This window comes from Paenibacillus sp. JCM 10914, from assembly GCF_001315105.1.
GTDB lineage: Bacteria > Bacillota > Bacilli > Paenibacillales > Paenibacillaceae > Paenibacillus_AQ.
Genome location: NZ_BAZR01000003.1, coordinates 268,232 through 283,581, shown reverse-complemented (window position 1 = coordinate 283,581; position 15,350 = coordinate 268,232). Strand labels below are relative to the sequence as shown.

Below are 15,350 nucleotides of genomic sequence, written 5' to 3'. Positions count from 1 at the left end.
CCTTATTCATATTCTTAGTTGCCGCTCGCTTTAAGGCTTTCCATCGTATCGTCAAACTTTTTCGCTACTTCTTCGGCAGACATCTTCTTCTCCATCATCGATTGCATCGATTGGGCGTAGACTTCCCATTCCTTATGCTTGCCGCGGAACGTATTGATCGCAGGGGATGCCTGGCTGTATGGTCCCGGCTCGGTGGAAAATGCGTCTGAAATCGCCTTCAAACTTGGTTCCAATTCTGCGGAACGGTCTCCCAGATTCAGTGCTGGAACGGTATATGCCGCATTCGCAAACGCAATCGCCGCATCCGGATCGGCTGTCAGGAATTTAATGAAATCAAGTGCATCTTCCTTGTTCTTCGAATCCTTGTTCACCGACATCATTGTTAAAGTAAATGGATCTGTCGTCCAGCTTGTGATCTTCGAGCCTTCAAGCGGCGGTACCGGGAATGCAATGATATCCTCCGGATTCATGCCCATCGCAAGCAGTGTTGACATGGTAAAGGATCCGCCAAGATCAAATGCAGCTTTGCCAGCTGCGAACGCTTGATCCGCACCATCGATATCCGTTGACAAGATCCCTGGCATAAGCAGATCCTTATCTGCCAGTGTCTCCATCGCTTTTACAACAGGCAAATTCGCAGGATCGCTGAGTTTGGAGTTACGTTCTAACAGATCGATATAACCTTGCGGCTCATTTAACATGATCGAAAGTGCTGAACCTGCCCAGTTCTCCCACAAATCCGGAAGCTTCGCACCGAATACCAATCCCGGTGTACCGGTCTTCTCTTTAATCGTCTCCATCATCGATACGAATTCTTCCCAGGTTTGCGGCGCCTCAGCGCTCAGTCCCGCTTCTTCGATAATCTTCTTATTGCCGTAGAAGGTAAAGAACCCTCCGATATCAAGCGGCAAACCGTAGAATTGGCCGGCCTTCAACGATTTCTGAATATTGGTTGCGTTCTTGTCTGCTTGCCATGAATCAACTTGACTTTGCGTGACAATAATCGGGTCCATGGCTGCACTGTAATACGTGCTCAGAATGTCATCACCGATCTCGCCAGACAGTTCAACGACTGAATTTTCGATCGAATCCCCTGCAGCTGCCCACCAGTTCATTACATCCGGTAGATTCTTCGAGTTAGCAGCGGCTTGGAATTTCTGACGGTACGTATCATCAGGGGTGAACGTCTCTACCTTCACTTTGATTCCTGTTTTCTCTTCATACAACTTGGCCGCGGCTCGATACCCGGCGTGTATGCCACTTTCCATGTCCACATCGTGAGCTCCTTATTTCCACCTGGATCTGAGCCTTCGGATTGACCACCACCGCAAGCGCTTACAATCAGTGAAAATGCAATGAACAGAGACATCATCATGCTTGCTTTTCTTTTCATCTGCTACCACCCTTTTCTTCAATTTGAATACCAAACTTTAGTAACAATATAAACAACATACTTTTTGATGTAAATGTTTATTTTTTGATACAACTTAATTGCAACTTACTTGTTTTAGCCCTATTATTAGTAATAAAATATATTACACGTTGATATAATTTCATCTTTTTTTATATTTCAACTTCAGCTGAACTTGTTCTGAACTTTTAATACTTGTATAAGTTGTATCGTTATAATATATTTATATACGGATTACCAATGGATTGGAGATAAGGCCATGACGAAGAAATTCATACCCATGTACAAGAAAATAGAAGCACATATTATCGAGCAAATCCGCAGCGGGAATTGGAGCCCGCGCACTCGCATTCCTTCCGAGAACGAACTCGCTGAGCAGTTCAGCGTCAGCCGCATCACCGTGAAGAACGCACTTACAGCCCTTGTAGATAAGGGCGTTGTTCACCGACTACAAGGCAAGGGAACATTTGTCTCCGATCATAATGCCGAGGATATCGAGGATATAACCTTATACGATAGAGAACATGAGAATCTGCCCACGATCGGCTTTCTCCTCCCACGTCTCGACAATCGATTTACGGCTAATCTATTAAGCGGAATCGAGGATGCTTTATCCAAGAACGGCTATCGTCTCTTGTTTGCCAAGACGAATGATTCTCAAGATGAAGAAATCTTGAAGATCCAAGAGATGAAACAGGCCGGCGTGAAGGGGCTCATCATTTATCCAGTAGAGGGCGAGCACTACAATAACGAGATATTGTCGCTGACGCTCAACCGCTTTCCCTTGGTTCTGCTCGATCGAAAGTTAAAGGGGGTTGAGACGAATTCGGTCAGTTCGGATAACTATGGCGCAGCTATCCAGGCCGTGAAGCATCTGCATGAACTGGGACATAGTCAGATCGGATTTATCTCTACTGTAGTCGAAGGAACCTCGAGCATCGAGGATCGTCTTGACGGTTACGAGCAAGCATTGGAGGATCATCATATCCTGATCGATCGGAGTTTGCAGATGACGCGTCTGATGATGAACAGTACCGATGAAGAAGTGATCAGCTTGATCCAACAATTCATACAAACTAATCCACATATGACTGCATTAATGTCCTCCAACTTCAGCCCACATGTGATTCAGGCAGCCCTCGGATTGGGCATGTCGGTGCCGGAGGACCTCTCTGTCATCTTCTTTGATGACGTTGAATTTCCCGATTTCTGCATGGTTCCTCCGACGGCGGTGGTTCAGCAGGAACTGGAACTCGGCCATGAAGCCGGCCAATTAATGATTCAACAGATCGAGAACCCAAGCAGCGAATATCACCAGATCAAGCTGCCTACTCTCCTGATACCGCGTCAATCAACCGCAAGCGTCCGATAAAATACAAATAGGGTAACCGGTAAGATCTTAAACGATCCTACCGGTTACCCTATTTTCTTTCCCCTTACTCTACTATTCACGTTCCTCGTTTGACCGAAGGAAGAAATGCAGAGTTCGACCACCATTCTTTGACCAGCGCAACTCTTTTAGCTACTAGTCACTTAGTAAGAGACAGGAAAAAACGTTGCTCTAGACCCACCCATATTGAGCTTGTTACTATAGTCAAGTACATTGTGGGGGATACGGAAGGAGTCGCTGGAATTGGAACAGGAACGCTATAATAATTTAAAATTAGGTGAAAAAGGTGCGATCATCAGCATCATCGCATATATATGTTTATCCGCTATTAAACTATGGATCGGAAATACCGCCAATTCCGAGGCTTTACGAGCCGATGGACTAAACAACGCAACCGATATTGTGGCTTCTATCGCCGTTCTGATCGGGCTTCGCTTATCGCAGAAGCCTGCGGATAGGGATCATCCTTACGGGCATTGGAAGGCAGAGACCGTCGCTTCGCTCATTGCCTCTTTCATTATGATGGCGGTCGGCATCCAGGTTCTGATCGGCGCGATCTCCTCCGTATTTTCCGGACAACATGAATCGCCTGACTTAATCTCCGCCTGGACCGGGATATTCTGTGCAATCGTTATGTACTTCGTCTATCGTTACAATAAACGGTTAGCTGTGCGAATCAATAGCCAAGCAGTAATGGCAACGGCCAAAGATAATCTCTCCGATGCTTGGGTAAGTGTTGGAGCCGTGATCGGTATCGTAGGGGCGCAGTTCGGATTACCTTGGCTGGATCCGCTGACTGCCGTTCTGGTCGGTTTCCTAATCTGCAAGACAGCTTGGGACATTTTCCGCGACGCTTCTCATCACTTAACCGACGGCTTCGATGAAGATACGATACGTGCTTATCGAACGACCGTGCAGCAAGTATATGGCGTCAAGGGTGTGAAAGACATCCGTGCCAGGAATTACGGCAGCAATACGGTTGTCGATATCGTCATCCTCGTCAAATCCAACCTGGATATCCGATTAGCTCATGACATATCCGATCAGGTGGAGCACGAATTGAAGCAGGTTCATGGCGTTTACGATGTTCATGTTCATATAGAACCGAATTAGCTGGACATGGTGGATGCGAGCGGGATATCCTTATCGTGTTGCCGAGATGACCGAGATGGCATTCAAAATGTCCATTAACGGAGCGTAAAAAATGAAACTCAGTTTATGAAATAAGAATATTTGTCCATTTCAATGAAATATATTATATTGAAGACGTTATCATATTTGCCGATTAATTCAGAAAGTGAAGTGGTAGAAATGAATGGTATACTCGGTGTTTCCGGACTTTCCTTCTCCTAGTCACCATGTTTACACCACTCCTCATATGGGGACTTCGAACATTGAAGCTCACTCAGCCGATCCGCACCGAGCTGCCTGCCGATCATCAGGCAAAGCGCGGAACACCGCTAATGGCGGGACTCATCCTGCTCATCGGGGTTGCCGTTTCACTGCAGTTCCATCCAGCACCGCTTACCGTCTTTCTATGCGCGACCTTCTTATTGTTCAGTTCGATCGGGTTCATGGATGATTTCAAAAAAGCCGCATGGCAGGATCCTTCCGGCATATCTGGGAAGATGAAGCTGGTTTTTCAATTCCTATTTACGGGTGCCTTGCTGCTCGTGCTGTTCCGATACTTCTCGCTAACCAGTGACATTGCGCTATTTCATGGATTTCAATTGAATCTACCGCTCAGCGTTTATGTTATTATCATGCTATTGTTTATCGTCGGCTCCGCCAATGCGATCAACTTCACGGACGGACTGGACGGGCTGTTAATCAATGTGGCTATACCTACATACTTTTTCTTCTTCCTCATCTCCGATCGACCTGAAGTTCAGACGTTCTCGCTGGTGATGATCGGTTGTTTACTTGGACTCCTGCTGTATAATATTTATCCTGCCAGAGCGTTTATGGGGGATACGGGTTCACTTGCGATTGGCGGCTCCCTCTCCTTCCTGGCCGTGATTGAGAAGGTTGAGATTCTGATTCCTCTGCTCTTCTTCATTTACTTAGCCGAGCAGCTCTCCGTCATTCTTCAAGTATGGTATTACAAGCGAACGAAGCTGCGATTATTCAAGATGGCACCAATCCATTACCATTTCAGTCTCAAATATGGCTGGAGCGAGAACAAGATTGTGATGATATTCGGTTTTGTCTCGTGGTTCATGGCTCTTGCTAGCTGGATAATCGCCAAATACGTTATGTAAATGACGAAAGCCTGTAAGCGAATGTCGCTACAGGCTTTCGTATCTCTTAACATGGCGGGTCATTCCAATGGCTTGCCTTCTTTGTAATATAACTTACGCTGCAATATAACGAAAAAGATATGTACGTTCGGGTACCCCTTCTCTAACAGCAAGCGGTGAATGCTGTCAGCCACCGCGTCATGTATCTCTTGCGGCCGCTCGAACATAAGTATCTCCACGGATAATGGTGTATTCGTAATAATCTGATAAGGAAGCAGCTCGATCTTCACGATTTCTTTAGGTACTTGAACAACCTTGGCAAATTCATCAACAATCCTTGGTGTGAGTTCTTCCAGAAAAACGTTCGAAAAACCTTTAAAACGCAAATATGGCACTTGAATCCCTTCTCTTCTTTTTTGTCTGTTGTGTATGGATAATAGCTGTAAATCAATCACCTCTTCATACTATACAATATTATAATTGTGAAAGGAATCACTATGAAGCAATTGGACGATTGGATACATCTCTGATATAGTAATAATCCACAAACGCACGAAAGGAGCGACTGATGAGATGGCTAAGCAACAGTGGGACGCGGATTGGACGATTAACGACAAATTGGTCGAGCATCTTATTTCAACACAATTCCCCCGGCTTACTTCACTTCCGGTCTGCTTGATAGGAAGCGGCTGGGACAACATGGTTTATCAAGTTGGCGATGACTATGTTTTTCGCTTTCCCCGAAGGAAGGCAGCCATTCCGCTGCTGGAGAAGGAGTCGCTGATCCTGCCTAAGCTGGATGCCTTTATTACACTACCATACGCCAAGCCGCTGTTCTTCGGTAACGAAACAGCCGATTATCCCTCTCCCTTCCTCGGATACACCTATTTATCCGGCACGTTCCCTATCGGTTTAAGCGATGAGGTCCGAGTTCGCTCAACTGGGAAACTCGCACATTTTCTGAAAACGTTACATACCTATCCTACTAATACCGCAGCTCAAGCCGGGTTATTGCATGACCAACGCAACCTCTTGGATCTGACCCGTCGCAAAGAACGAATGTATGGTTTTCTGACTAGTCTTGGCTCCTGCCTCTCAGCTGCAGACCGGTTGGAGATCGAGAGCTTCTTGGAGGAAATCACGCTAGACCGAGTCAACCCCAAGCACGTTCTGCTGCACGGTGATCTTCATTTCAAGAACATATTGGTTGATCATGATGGTATCATATATGGCGTCATCGACTGGGGAGATGTTCAAATTGGACACCCTGCTTGTGATCTGAGTATCGCGTACAGCTTCCTGCCGCCTGCAGCTCGGCAGCAATTCTTCGATACCTATGGAACTGTCGATGCACAGACCCATTTGCTTGCCCGAATGATGGCTGTCTATATCCCAATGCTCATAGGTTTGCAAGCGAAGGATACAGGCGATGAGCATACCCTGAATGAAACGCTCTCGATTATCCGCCGCGCGCTGGCGAATGAATAGTCCCGCTTGGCTAGAGCAACAAAGAAGCTTGAGCTGACTGCTCAAGCTTCTATCTCAATCATTATCAAATCTTGAACATGCTCATCAAGGGCATGATTGTTTTAATAACCTTCATCCCCATTGTAATATGCGGCATCATCTGGCCAATAAACCCAAATGCACCGCCGCCACCTGCCGCGCTTTGACCTTCTGCTCCTGCTTCACCCGCCGGGGCGTTGGAAGCCCCGCCGAACAGGAAATCGAAGAACCCTGAGATTTGAGCACGATCTCCGCTGTCGGCAATAGCCGTCGGCATTTTTTGATGTACCCTATATCCAGAGATCGTGACTTCCTGACCCTGTATGCCATTCAGCTCACCGATGTAACTGCTTCCGTCTTTGAGGATGATAACTACCGGCTGGCCAACCCACTGCTGTACGTCAGCATGCTTCGACTTTCTGACACGCCGTCTTCTAGAAGGCATCGACATCATCACCTCTCTTTCTCTTCATGTGATTGTCATATTATATGCAATCTGTACTATCTTTCTTGTGCGTTTATAAGGTAAGGTATATAAGATACTGAAATAATAGATGAACAACCAAATCAACAGAACTCATGATTTATCCCTCTAATCCAACATGTCAATCGTTTCACTGGCCACTTTACTTCACGATACTATGCATAAATAAGCCGCTTCACATTATAGGGAGGGATTAGCCCGTTGTAATACATATCTCTTATAAATCAAATTACATTTATAAAGAGGTATAAATCATGAAATCTACTCTCATATACAAGAACACGGACTTTCTCAAAATTTGGCTTGGCAAAATCATTCTGTTAACCGGTAATCAATTCAGCGCGCTTGTCATTCCGTGGATTGTGCTTCACCAGACGCATTCCCCGCTAACTACGGCGCTGATTACGATATGTTCCCAGATCGCTCCGGTGATATTCGCATTACCTGCGGGAACCTTCATCGAACGAAGAAATAAAAAACAAGTCGTCATATTATCCGATGCTGTCCGTGTGCTGACGATGCTCGTTATGATCTTCCTGGCCTATCACGATTGGCTTAGTATAACGGCATTGGCTGTCCTGATGTCCGTTCTCGGATTTGCGGGCCTGACTCAGCGGATCTCCTTTAATTCCATGATCCCCGCGCTCGTCGGACGAAAGAACTTATTAAATGCTCATAATTACTTGGAAGGAGCCGATGCAGTCAGCCTGCTGATTGGTCCCGTTCTGGCTGGATTGGTACTCACCCATTACGGTATCGTCTATACGTTATCGATTGAGATGGTGGCGATCACGCTATCGCTTCTCTCGGTCCTCTTGATTACGAATACAGCCCAGTACGATCCCCCTGCTGAGCTTCGGTTGATGACGAGGGGGATTAGAGGCTTTATACAAGATATCCATGAAGGATTCGGGTACATACTTAACCATCCAATCCAGCGGTTAATGACGATGTACCACTTCTCCTTGAATTTCACAGCCGTCTTCATATCACTGATGATCGTCATCTATTCGCAACAACAACTGAAGCTGGATGTGGTTCAAGCAGGGTTACTGATGACTGGGATGGGCATTGGCAATCTAATCGGGGTGTTCCTGCTATCCCGTATTCAACATTGGAACTGGCACCTGCTGCTTAGCTTAACGCTTGCGATATCCGGAATCGGTATAACACTCATTATGGTATCCCAACAATTTGCTGTTGCCTTTATCGGCGCCATGTTATTCGATGGCGGGCTGTCGATGGCCTTTGTTGTGCATGGCAGCCTTTCTCAGGCGATTACTTCAGATCGGTACCTGGCACGCATCAGCAGTACGCGGTACGTCATCTCCAGCATTGCTTCTGTCATCGGAACCGCAATTGCCGGACTCATCTCCGAATATGTCAGCAGTACGTTTGCCATGCTATTCAGCATCGTGCTTATTATGTTGACCGTGCTTCTCATCATGTTTAACCGGTTGAACAAGCAAGCTATTTCGGCACTAAAGCCGATTGACTAAATGAAGGCTTAAAAGGCTTAGGCAGCGTTATCGTGGCGTGTTTACGGAATACCTGCAATAGTGCAGGCTTTAGCAGAGCAAACATCACATTTCTACGAAATACCTGCAAAAGTGCAGGCTTTTAAGCCGGGTTAGGGCAAACTGGACGATATGAATGATAAAAACCTGCATATTTGCCTCTTTTTCCTCTAACGGGGTCAATTCCAACGTAAAAGCCTGCACATACGCATCCTTTCGCAAATTGAGCACCCCTTCATCGAGATTTACACCAAATAGAAGCCATCGTGGCGAAGGAATAACATCCTGAGACCGCTATGGCTTCTATTTCGTACACGAGCTGATACCAATACTCGCAGCGCAATTTCATATATGCCCAACCGACAATCAAACGCTAAATCGATGCTTATGAAATATCGTTGTGGCTTTTCTCCCCTCTCCGGTGTCTAATTAAGTGTAAGGTCAAGAGGAGGTTCTTACTGATGTCACGAGCTCATGACAAACTCCCTGAATATCCGGATGCTCAGGGAACCATTCACGATTTTGAACACACTTACCATCATTATCGAATGCGAATTCGCCACTACTTTGCACTGAAGGTCAATGAAGCCGCAGCCGAAGATCTGACACAACAGGTATTCCTCAAGGCGATGGAGAATCTTCATCGATTTCGAGGTAAGTCCAGCCTGTTCACCTGGATTTTTCGGATCGCTCAAAATGTGATGAAGAATGAATATCGGAGCAACTCTCGGAAGAGCGAGACGACGTATGACTTCATGGAATATGAAACACAGTCGATATCCGTTGATTTTGCCCGATATATCGATATTCGCATTGATATCAGTGTTGCTATGCAGCAGTTAAGCGAGTTGGATCAGCAAATTATTTCATTACGGTTCTTCGCGGATTGTACGCTAAATGAAGTATCCAAGATCGTGGGTATGCGGGAAAGCGCCGTGAAGAATCGATTGTATCGTGCGTTGGAGAAATTACGAGTAAATCTTAAAGAATGGGGTGCGCTAGCCATGAAGTCAATTCAAGATCTAGTAACGATTGAAAGCAAGAATATAACCGAAGATCAACATTCCCAGGTACATCGGGATATACTAAATGAACTGAAAAATAACGTGGAGCAGCTTGCAGCCAAGTATAATCACAAGCCTTCCAAGATTACAATCGAGATTTATCCTGACCTTCCAGCATTTCATCAAGCCGTGGGCGAAGACGATGCTCCATCTTGGTTCATGGGAACTTACAGTAACAACACGCTGCAAATCGTCTCTCCACTCAGCCCGGGTCCAGAGCATACGTATCATTCCATTCTACGGTCTACCCTTCATCTGTATGCGATGTGGTTGGTTAACGACATTAATCCAAATGCTCCGAAGTGGTTGTGTCAAGGCATCGGTGGTTATGAGGCACAGCAAATGACGCCGGATTTCATTCGGAATACTACCGCTGACGCGATAAAGAGCGGTTCGGTCCCCACATTACAAGAACTTAACGATGACAGTTGGCAGTTCGGGGAGCAAGGTTTTCAATTCGCTTATTTGCTGACGGCGTACATCCTTGAACAGTACGGACTGGAATCATTAAACAAGCTCATACGTCGTCCAGATGACTTCACCGGTATCTTCCAATGTACAGAAACGGAATTTCATGCCCGGTGGGTAAAAGCACTCTCGAATAAATATTCATAATCAAACAAGAGCGCGCGCAGGAACATTAACTCAGTTCCTCACGCGCTCTTTCTCTTGATGGATATGCTGCTCCCTCGTATAAATCCCGTCCAACACTATGAATATCACGTATCCTAAGATACCCCCAGCTGTATTTAGAATGAGATCATCTACATCAAAGCTGCCCATAGCAAAGAAAATCTGTGAACACTCCAGACCCAGGCTAAGCATGAACGAGCTCAGAAAAGCGGCGATGAAGCGATACTGCCGGAACATGAACCCCATGAAGACACCGTTTGGGATAAATATAGCGATGTTCCCGAAGAAATGCATCATGTGATGCGTATCCGATAGCCGACTCACATTCACTCTTATGGACTTGAATGGCGTGAAGTTTGCGCGATCCAGCCGATTATAAACGGAATCTGGATTGTCCAGCGCTTGGAACCATTGCTGCCACAGAAAGGATATATCCACTGCTCCGAACTTGAACAGAATCACTTTAATTAATACGTAGAGATACAATAGATACGTTGTCCACAGTAATCCTTTTAATAATCTCATTATTTCCCGTCAGTGCCCATTGGAAGAGTTATAATCAGTCCGCCTACATTATCGCCGGATACTTCATACTCTAGGCCGGATGGAACATCAACTCGGAGATCTGCACCCGTTGCCGGAATATATCGAATCTCATATGGCATACCTTTGACTTCTGTCGTATAAACCCCTTCTTGTCTCAAAAAGTCCAGATACTCCTCCAACGTGTAGTCAAGCTCATGCATAATCAGACTGTGAGGCAATCCAACATAGCGGAAATGCCATGGTTCGAATTGAATGCCGGTGATAGCCGTCTTATCTTCAGGATATCTCAGAATAAATCCGTATTCCCATGCATGACGTCGCAGCCATTTTCCTTCGGGTGATCGATCAATAGCCTTCTGCGTAGATCCTATATCCAATGACAAGCCAAGATTATGTTCGCTATGGCCGGCCGGCAGTGCGTAATCCGATCCTTTATCGCGATACAACTCCTCTTGCTCTTCATTATCCCGGTACCCGCTACTAATCATGAAATGGTTAACTCCATCTTGATCTGCCGCCTGAATCATGAGCTTAAACTGCTCGACCACATACCTGGACAGGCGAATCCTATTATCGAGCAGCACATAACCTTCGGTCATCTCTGGATAGTCATATAGATTAAGGATATCGTTAGGAACCGCCACAGGATCTATTGGATAATCCTTGTTGACCAGTACCAGGTTTCCGCGCGTTACTTGTTCCGAAGACAGCGATACCGTATCGTAATTTCCCGCTTCCTCTGACGGATTCGGAGCATCGGGTTCAACCTCTGAGGCTTGTCCCTCACCGCCTCCGCTCATCCCTTGATCGCGTGATATCAGCCCCGGGGCCGATTCGCAGCCAATCAACAGAACAATGACGAGTAATATCAAACATTTTTTCAACTACAACATCTCCCTCTCTCTTTGTATTCCAGTGTAACCACAAAAACTTAAGGAATATTAGGGATAATCTAAAGTTTTTCTTAAGCTGATTCTGCAATCCGGACTGCGGATGCCCTGAATTATTCCTCCATTGCTTCCCAACGGAGCAGAAAAAAGCCGCTCTCCTCTGGTACGGAAAGCGGCTGATGCCATAATGCAATTCTATTACGCGCTACGAATTCGGATCCAGTAGAATAACTGGACACGTCTGAAGCGAGGTATAGTACGAGATTGGCAACTTCATCCGATATCAAGTCCGAATCTAGCCCTGGCTTGCTTTGGTCATCTACACATGTTGACGCTCCATTAAATTGATACCGACCCCCATACACAGTACAGCAATGAGCATGAGCTTGGAGATCGGAATCCACACCTCTGACCATCCTGCACCGTACATAGAGACTGTAGTCAAAGCTTCCATCGCATGCGTCAACGGAATGATCTCTGCAATACTGAGCAGAATCGGATTCGTAATCAGTCCCGGTGGCATATAGACCCCGCTAATGAGCGGCATGATTGGAATAATGGAAGGGAACAACATGTTGAATTGTTCTGGTGACTGAAGGATACCCACAAGAAGCATCGACATCGCTACGATTGTCAAGATATATATTGCGATGATGAACAGCAATAGTCCATATCGATCACCGAAATGAAATCCAAAGCCAAACCGGAAGATCAACAATACAATAATCACCTGGCTCATCCCGATCAGAGTACTATAGATCAAATGACCTAGATACATCTCCGCCTTTCTCACGGGCGAAAGAATCAACCGATTCCAGATTCCCGACGTCTTATCCTTGGTAATCGTATTCACCTTGAAGCCAACCGTGAACATGACCAGAAACAGAGAGAAACCATAGAGCAGTTGCAAAGACATGTCATACTGGACGAGTTCTTCTCCTTCCGGTGTCAGCACATGCATTCTTAGAGGCGGAGTCTCCATGAAAGACTCCACGCTCTCACGAAAGTTCTTCTCATCCCCTGACATTACCGATAGGGCACGCAGTTGTATTTCTTTGGCAAAGACAGACTGAATATGCTGCTCTACTAAATGGACGTTCGAATTGTCGACTGCGACAATCATCCGATAATCATTTTCCATTAGCTTCACGGCTAAATCCGCACGGCCTTCCCGGACCTTTGTTCGTGCAGTTTGTTCATTCTGAATGTTGAATTCGAGCGTATCGCTCTCATTTAACAATTCGATCCACCTGGATTGCGATTCATTGAACGCTCCGCCTTCTCCAAAAACATCAATCTTCATTTTATTGTTTATGTTGCCACCGAACATCAAGGTCGCCACAATACTAAGACCAATAAACAGCAGGACCATCGACGGATTACGCTTGTCTTTCATCCACTGTGACAGCAATATGGGAAACATTAGATGTGCCCCCTTCTCGGGAAAATCCACAGGCTTGCTGCCATAACGACAACAAAGAAGGTGCCTAAGTATAGGATGGAGTTCCACATATCCTGGAAAGTACCTCCTTGAATCCATTGAATCAGGGATGTTAATGTTATGCCATTAGGCGTGACTCTGCCCACATTCATAACCCAATCCGGTAGTATATACATCGGCACTAGATTGCCGCCTACCACGCCTAACACAACCAGCAGAACGAATGCAAAGCCGATCGCTACATCCGCATCGTTCATTCGGAATAATAACGCCGTGAATAACGCGGAAAGTGCCGACACCGCGAAACATAACAATATGAGGATAATCGCCATTCCTACCCAAAAGGATAGCGAGCGACCCGGAAACAAACGAAAAATAAAATGCGAACAGACGATGATAACACTCAGTTGCATCAACGACATGCAGAACGTTGAGATGACCTTGCCCGTCAGGTAACGGTATGGGCGCATTCCGGCCAGCAGCATGCGCATGAACACTTGTTCCCGCTTTTCCGTAATAGATTTGGAAGCGGTCGTAGTCGATATGGATAAAGCAAAGAAAATACTGATTGCAATGGTGTAATATTGAAACGAGGTGATCATCTGCACCCCTTCGATCTCTTCAAGTCCGCCCCTCGGACTTTGCGTGATCGTCTCCGTAAATTCCGTTTGCGATGCACCGGATTGGCTTCCCATTGCATTCGTCACAGCCGCATGAAAGTTGACTTGATTCAGGTAACCGCTCAGTATATTGTGCAGAACGCTCACCTTTATGGAATCTTCTTGCGCGGTAATAGTTAATGCTGCGCCATCCCCTTCGTTTAGAAAAAGCTTATCGAGAGCAGCCAGAGTATAACCTTCTGGTATCGTAATAACGGCCGTCACCTTCTCAATATCGAGTGCTTCCATCGCAGTTGCTTCTTCCATCACAGAAACCTCGAGAAACCCTTTGACTTCCTCATCTTCAAACAATTGCATCAAGTGTGTTTTCGGATCGAATTCGGAAGCTGCCGGCCGTATACTCGCCATTTGTTCTTGGGACACTCGGCCCTCGAGGCTTTTCTGAAATGCTGTTAGTCCAGCACCATGTTCGTTGCTGTCCACTAGCGCAACCTTCATGTCCAGAGACTCGTTAGCATTCTCCACCCAATTTGGCATCGTGAATCCAAGGGTCAGGATGAGTGCGATCGGCAGGAGCAGCGCAATCAACATCTCTTTGCGGTCTCTCCAGTACACCAGAAAGTCTTTTTTGAAAAATACACTCAAAGTCGCGCGCCCCCTTAATCCCGTAACGTTCGGCCAGTCAAATGAAGAAATACATCTTCGAGACTAGGCGATTGGACATGAATGTTCAATATTTGTACATGATGGCGCTCTGCGGCCTGTACAATTCTTGACATGATCGGACTGTTCTTGATCACGATCAGCTTTAATCCCTGTTCAGTCTCTTCCACTTGTCGAATACTTTCAAATGACTCTAGCTCCTGCGTCAAGCCAAACTCTTTATGACTCAATTGAATGATGATGGTATCTTCGCCTGCGAGTATGTGCTGCAGTTCCTCACGGGTACCCGCGGCGATGATTTGTCCATGGTCCATGATGTACATTCTTTGGCACAGTTGCTCCACTTCTTCCATATAGTGACTTGTATATAACACCGTTGTGCCTTGCACCCGATTGAGCAACCTTACCGTCTCCAAGATATGGTTGCGAGACTGTGGATCAATCCCTACGGTAGGTTCATCCATGATGACGATCTGAGGTTCATGCAGAAGAGCTGCAACAATATTAATCCTCCGCTTCATGCCGCCAGAATACGTCTTGATCAGCTCTTTCTGTCGATCTCGCAAACCTACCATCTCCAGCAGCTCTTGAATTTTCTGTTCAAGCTCCTTTCCTTTCAAACCATATACCCGACCAAAAAACTTAAGATTCTCATACGCTGTCAATTCCTCATACAGCGCAATTTCTTGTGGGACCACCCCAAGCACTTTACGGATCGCTTGCGGTTGTTGGATCACGCTCTTTCCATGCAAGCGGACATCGCCGCTTGTCGGTTTAAGCAGCGAAGAAATCATGGAAATCGTCGTCGACTTCCCGGCACCATTAGGACCTATCAATCCGACGGACTCCCCTTGGTCCAAATACAGACTAACCTCTTGTACCGCTATTTTCCCCTTATACACTTTACGCAGTTCCACCGTTTCCAGCATATTACACGCTCCTATC

At 46.1% G+C, this 15,350-nt stretch carries 13 protein-coding genes and 1 pseudogene; 6 read left to right on the top strand and 8 right to left on the bottom strand.

Annotated features, from left to right (window positions below):
- Positions 1-14 precede the first annotated feature (14 nt).
- On the bottom strand, positions 15-1,268 hold the full coding sequence (locus JCM10914_RS06800; RefSeq protein WP_231638548.1) for an ABC transporter substrate-binding protein: 1,254 nt from the start codon (positions 1,266-1,268) through the stop codon (positions 15-17).
- A 402-nt stretch (positions 1,269-1,670) separates the two neighbouring features.
- Here JCM10914_RS06800 and JCM10914_RS06795 point away from each other — a divergent pair, with 402 nt between their 5' ends.
- From JCM10914_RS06795 to JCM10914_RS06785, 3 genes are all read left to right on the top strand, one after another.
- Positions 1,671-2,783, top strand: a complete 1,113-nt coding sequence (locus JCM10914_RS06795; protein ID WP_023958877.1) for a GntR family transcriptional regulator — start codon at positions 1,671-1,673, stop codon at positions 2,781-2,783.
- A gap of 261 nt (positions 2,784-3,044) precedes the next feature.
- The gene (locus JCM10914_RS06790; RefSeq protein ID WP_023958875.1) at positions 3,045-3,914 is read left to right on the top strand and encodes a cation diffusion facilitator family transporter; all 870 of its coding nucleotides are present in this window, start codon (positions 3,045-3,047) and stop codon (positions 3,912-3,914) included.
- A gap of 281 nt (positions 3,915-4,195) precedes the next feature.
- Positions 4,196-5,062: a phospho-N-acetylmuramoyl-pentapeptide-transferase gene (locus tag JCM10914_RS06785; protein WP_023958873.1), complete on the top strand. Its 867-nt coding sequence runs from the start codon at positions 4,196-4,198 to the stop codon at positions 5,060-5,062.
- Between the two features lie 59 nt (positions 5,063-5,121).
- Here the strand turns inward: JCM10914_RS06785 and JCM10914_RS06780 are convergent, their stop codons facing one another.
- Positions 5,122-5,436 carry a DUF1904 family protein gene (locus JCM10914_RS06780; RefSeq protein ID WP_023958871.1) on the bottom strand — a complete coding sequence of 105 codons (315 nt, stop codon included), beginning with the start codon at positions 5,434-5,436 and terminating at the stop codon, positions 5,122-5,124.
- A 178-nt stretch (positions 5,437-5,614) separates the two neighbouring features.
- On the opposite strand from JCM10914_RS06780, the gene JCM10914_RS06775 reads away from it, so the two are divergent.
- Positions 5,615-6,529, top strand: a complete 915-nt coding sequence (locus JCM10914_RS06775) for a phosphotransferase (RefSeq protein ID WP_023958869.1) — start codon at positions 5,615-5,617, stop codon at positions 6,527-6,529.
- A 64-nt stretch (positions 6,530-6,593) separates the two neighbouring features.
- On the opposite strand, the gene JCM10914_RS06770 is transcribed toward JCM10914_RS06775, so the two are convergent.
- On the bottom strand, positions 6,594-6,992 hold the full coding sequence (locus tag JCM10914_RS06770; RefSeq protein ID WP_023958867.1) for a hypothetical protein: 399 nt from the start codon (positions 6,990-6,992) through the stop codon (positions 6,594-6,596).
- 293 nt (positions 6,993-7,285) lie between these two features.
- On the opposite strand from JCM10914_RS06770, the gene JCM10914_RS06765 reads away from it, so the two are divergent.
- Together JCM10914_RS06765 and JCM10914_RS06760 are read left to right on the top strand one after the other, a co-directional pair.
- Positions 7,286-8,530 carry an MFS transporter gene (locus tag JCM10914_RS06765; RefSeq protein ID WP_023958865.1) on the top strand — a complete coding sequence of 415 codons (1,245 nt, stop codon included), beginning with the start codon at positions 7,286-7,288 and terminating at the stop codon, positions 8,528-8,530.
- A gap of 479 nt (positions 8,531-9,009) precedes the next feature.
- Entirely contained in the window at positions 9,010-10,227 is a 1,218-nt protein-coding gene (locus JCM10914_RS06760) for an RNA polymerase sigma factor (RefSeq protein ID WP_023958863.1), read from the top strand.
- Between the two features lie 30 nt (positions 10,228-10,257).
- On the opposite strand, the gene JCM10914_RS06755 is transcribed toward JCM10914_RS06760, so the two are convergent.
- From JCM10914_RS06755 to JCM10914_RS06735, 5 genes and pseudogenes are all read right to left on the bottom strand, one after another.
- Positions 10,258-10,770, bottom strand: coding sequence for a VanZ family protein (locus tag JCM10914_RS06755; RefSeq protein WP_023958861.1), 513 nt, complete (start codon positions 10,768-10,770; stop codon positions 10,258-10,260).
- A gap of 170 nt (positions 10,771-10,940) precedes the next feature.
- A pseudogene (locus tag JCM10914_RS31685) lies at positions 10,941-11,390 on the bottom strand (D-alanyl-D-alanine carboxypeptidase family protein); the annotation flags it as partial.
- Positions 11,391-12,000: 610 nt separating this feature from the next.
- Complete coding sequence (locus JCM10914_RS06745; protein WP_023958855.1) at positions 12,001-13,104, bottom strand: ABC transporter permease; 1,104 nt, start codon at positions 13,102-13,104, stop codon at positions 12,001-12,003.
- Positions 13,104-14,387 carry an ABC transporter permease gene (locus JCM10914_RS06740; RefSeq protein ID WP_023958853.1) on the bottom strand — a complete coding sequence of 428 codons (1,284 nt, stop codon included), beginning with the start codon at positions 14,385-14,387 and terminating at the stop codon, positions 13,104-13,106. Before JCM10914_RS06740 ends, JCM10914_RS06745 begins: the two co-directional genes overlap by 1 nt.
- A 14-nt stretch (positions 14,388-14,401) precedes the next feature.
- The gene (locus JCM10914_RS06735; RefSeq protein ID WP_023958850.1) at positions 14,402-15,334 is read right to left on the bottom strand and encodes a daunorubicin resistance protein DrrA family ABC transporter ATP-binding protein; all 933 of its coding nucleotides are present in this window, start codon (positions 15,332-15,334) and stop codon (positions 14,402-14,404) included.
- Positions 15,335-15,350 lie beyond the last annotated feature (16 nt).

Excerpts from the sequence above, each read along its gene's own strand:
- JCM10914_RS06775 (WP_023958869.1), top strand. The coding sequence starts at position 5,615 with ATGGCTAAGCAACAGTGGGACGCGGATTGGACGATTAACGACAAATTG.
- JCM10914_RS06755 (WP_023958861.1), bottom strand. The coding sequence starts at position 10,770 with ATGAGATTATTAAAAGGATTACTGTGGACAACGTATCTATTGTATCTC.
- JCM10914_RS06770 (WP_023958867.1), bottom strand. The coding sequence starts at position 6,992 with ATGCCTTCTAGAAGACGGCGTGTCAGAAAGTCGAAGCATGCTGACGTA.
- JCM10914_RS06800 (WP_231638548.1), bottom strand. The coding sequence starts at position 1,268 with ATGGAAAGTGGCATACACGCCGGGTATCGAGCCGCGGCCAAGTTGTAT.
- JCM10914_RS06765 (WP_023958865.1), top strand. The coding sequence starts at position 7,286 with ATGAAATCTACTCTCATATACAAGAACACGGACTTTCTCAAAATTTGG.
- JCM10914_RS06735 (WP_023958850.1), bottom strand. The coding sequence starts at position 15,334 with ATGCTGGAAACGGTGGAACTGCGTAAAGTGTATAAGGGGAAAATAGCG.
- JCM10914_RS06745 (WP_023958855.1), bottom strand. The coding sequence starts at position 13,104 with ATGTTTCCCATATTGCTGTCACAGTGGATGAAAGACAAGCGTAATCCG.
- JCM10914_RS06795 (WP_023958877.1), top strand. The coding sequence starts at position 1,671 with ATGACGAAGAAATTCATACCCATGTACAAGAAAATAGAAGCACATATT.
- JCM10914_RS06760 (WP_023958863.1), top strand. The coding sequence starts at position 9,010 with ATGTCACGAGCTCATGACAAACTCCCTGAATATCCGGATGCTCAGGGA.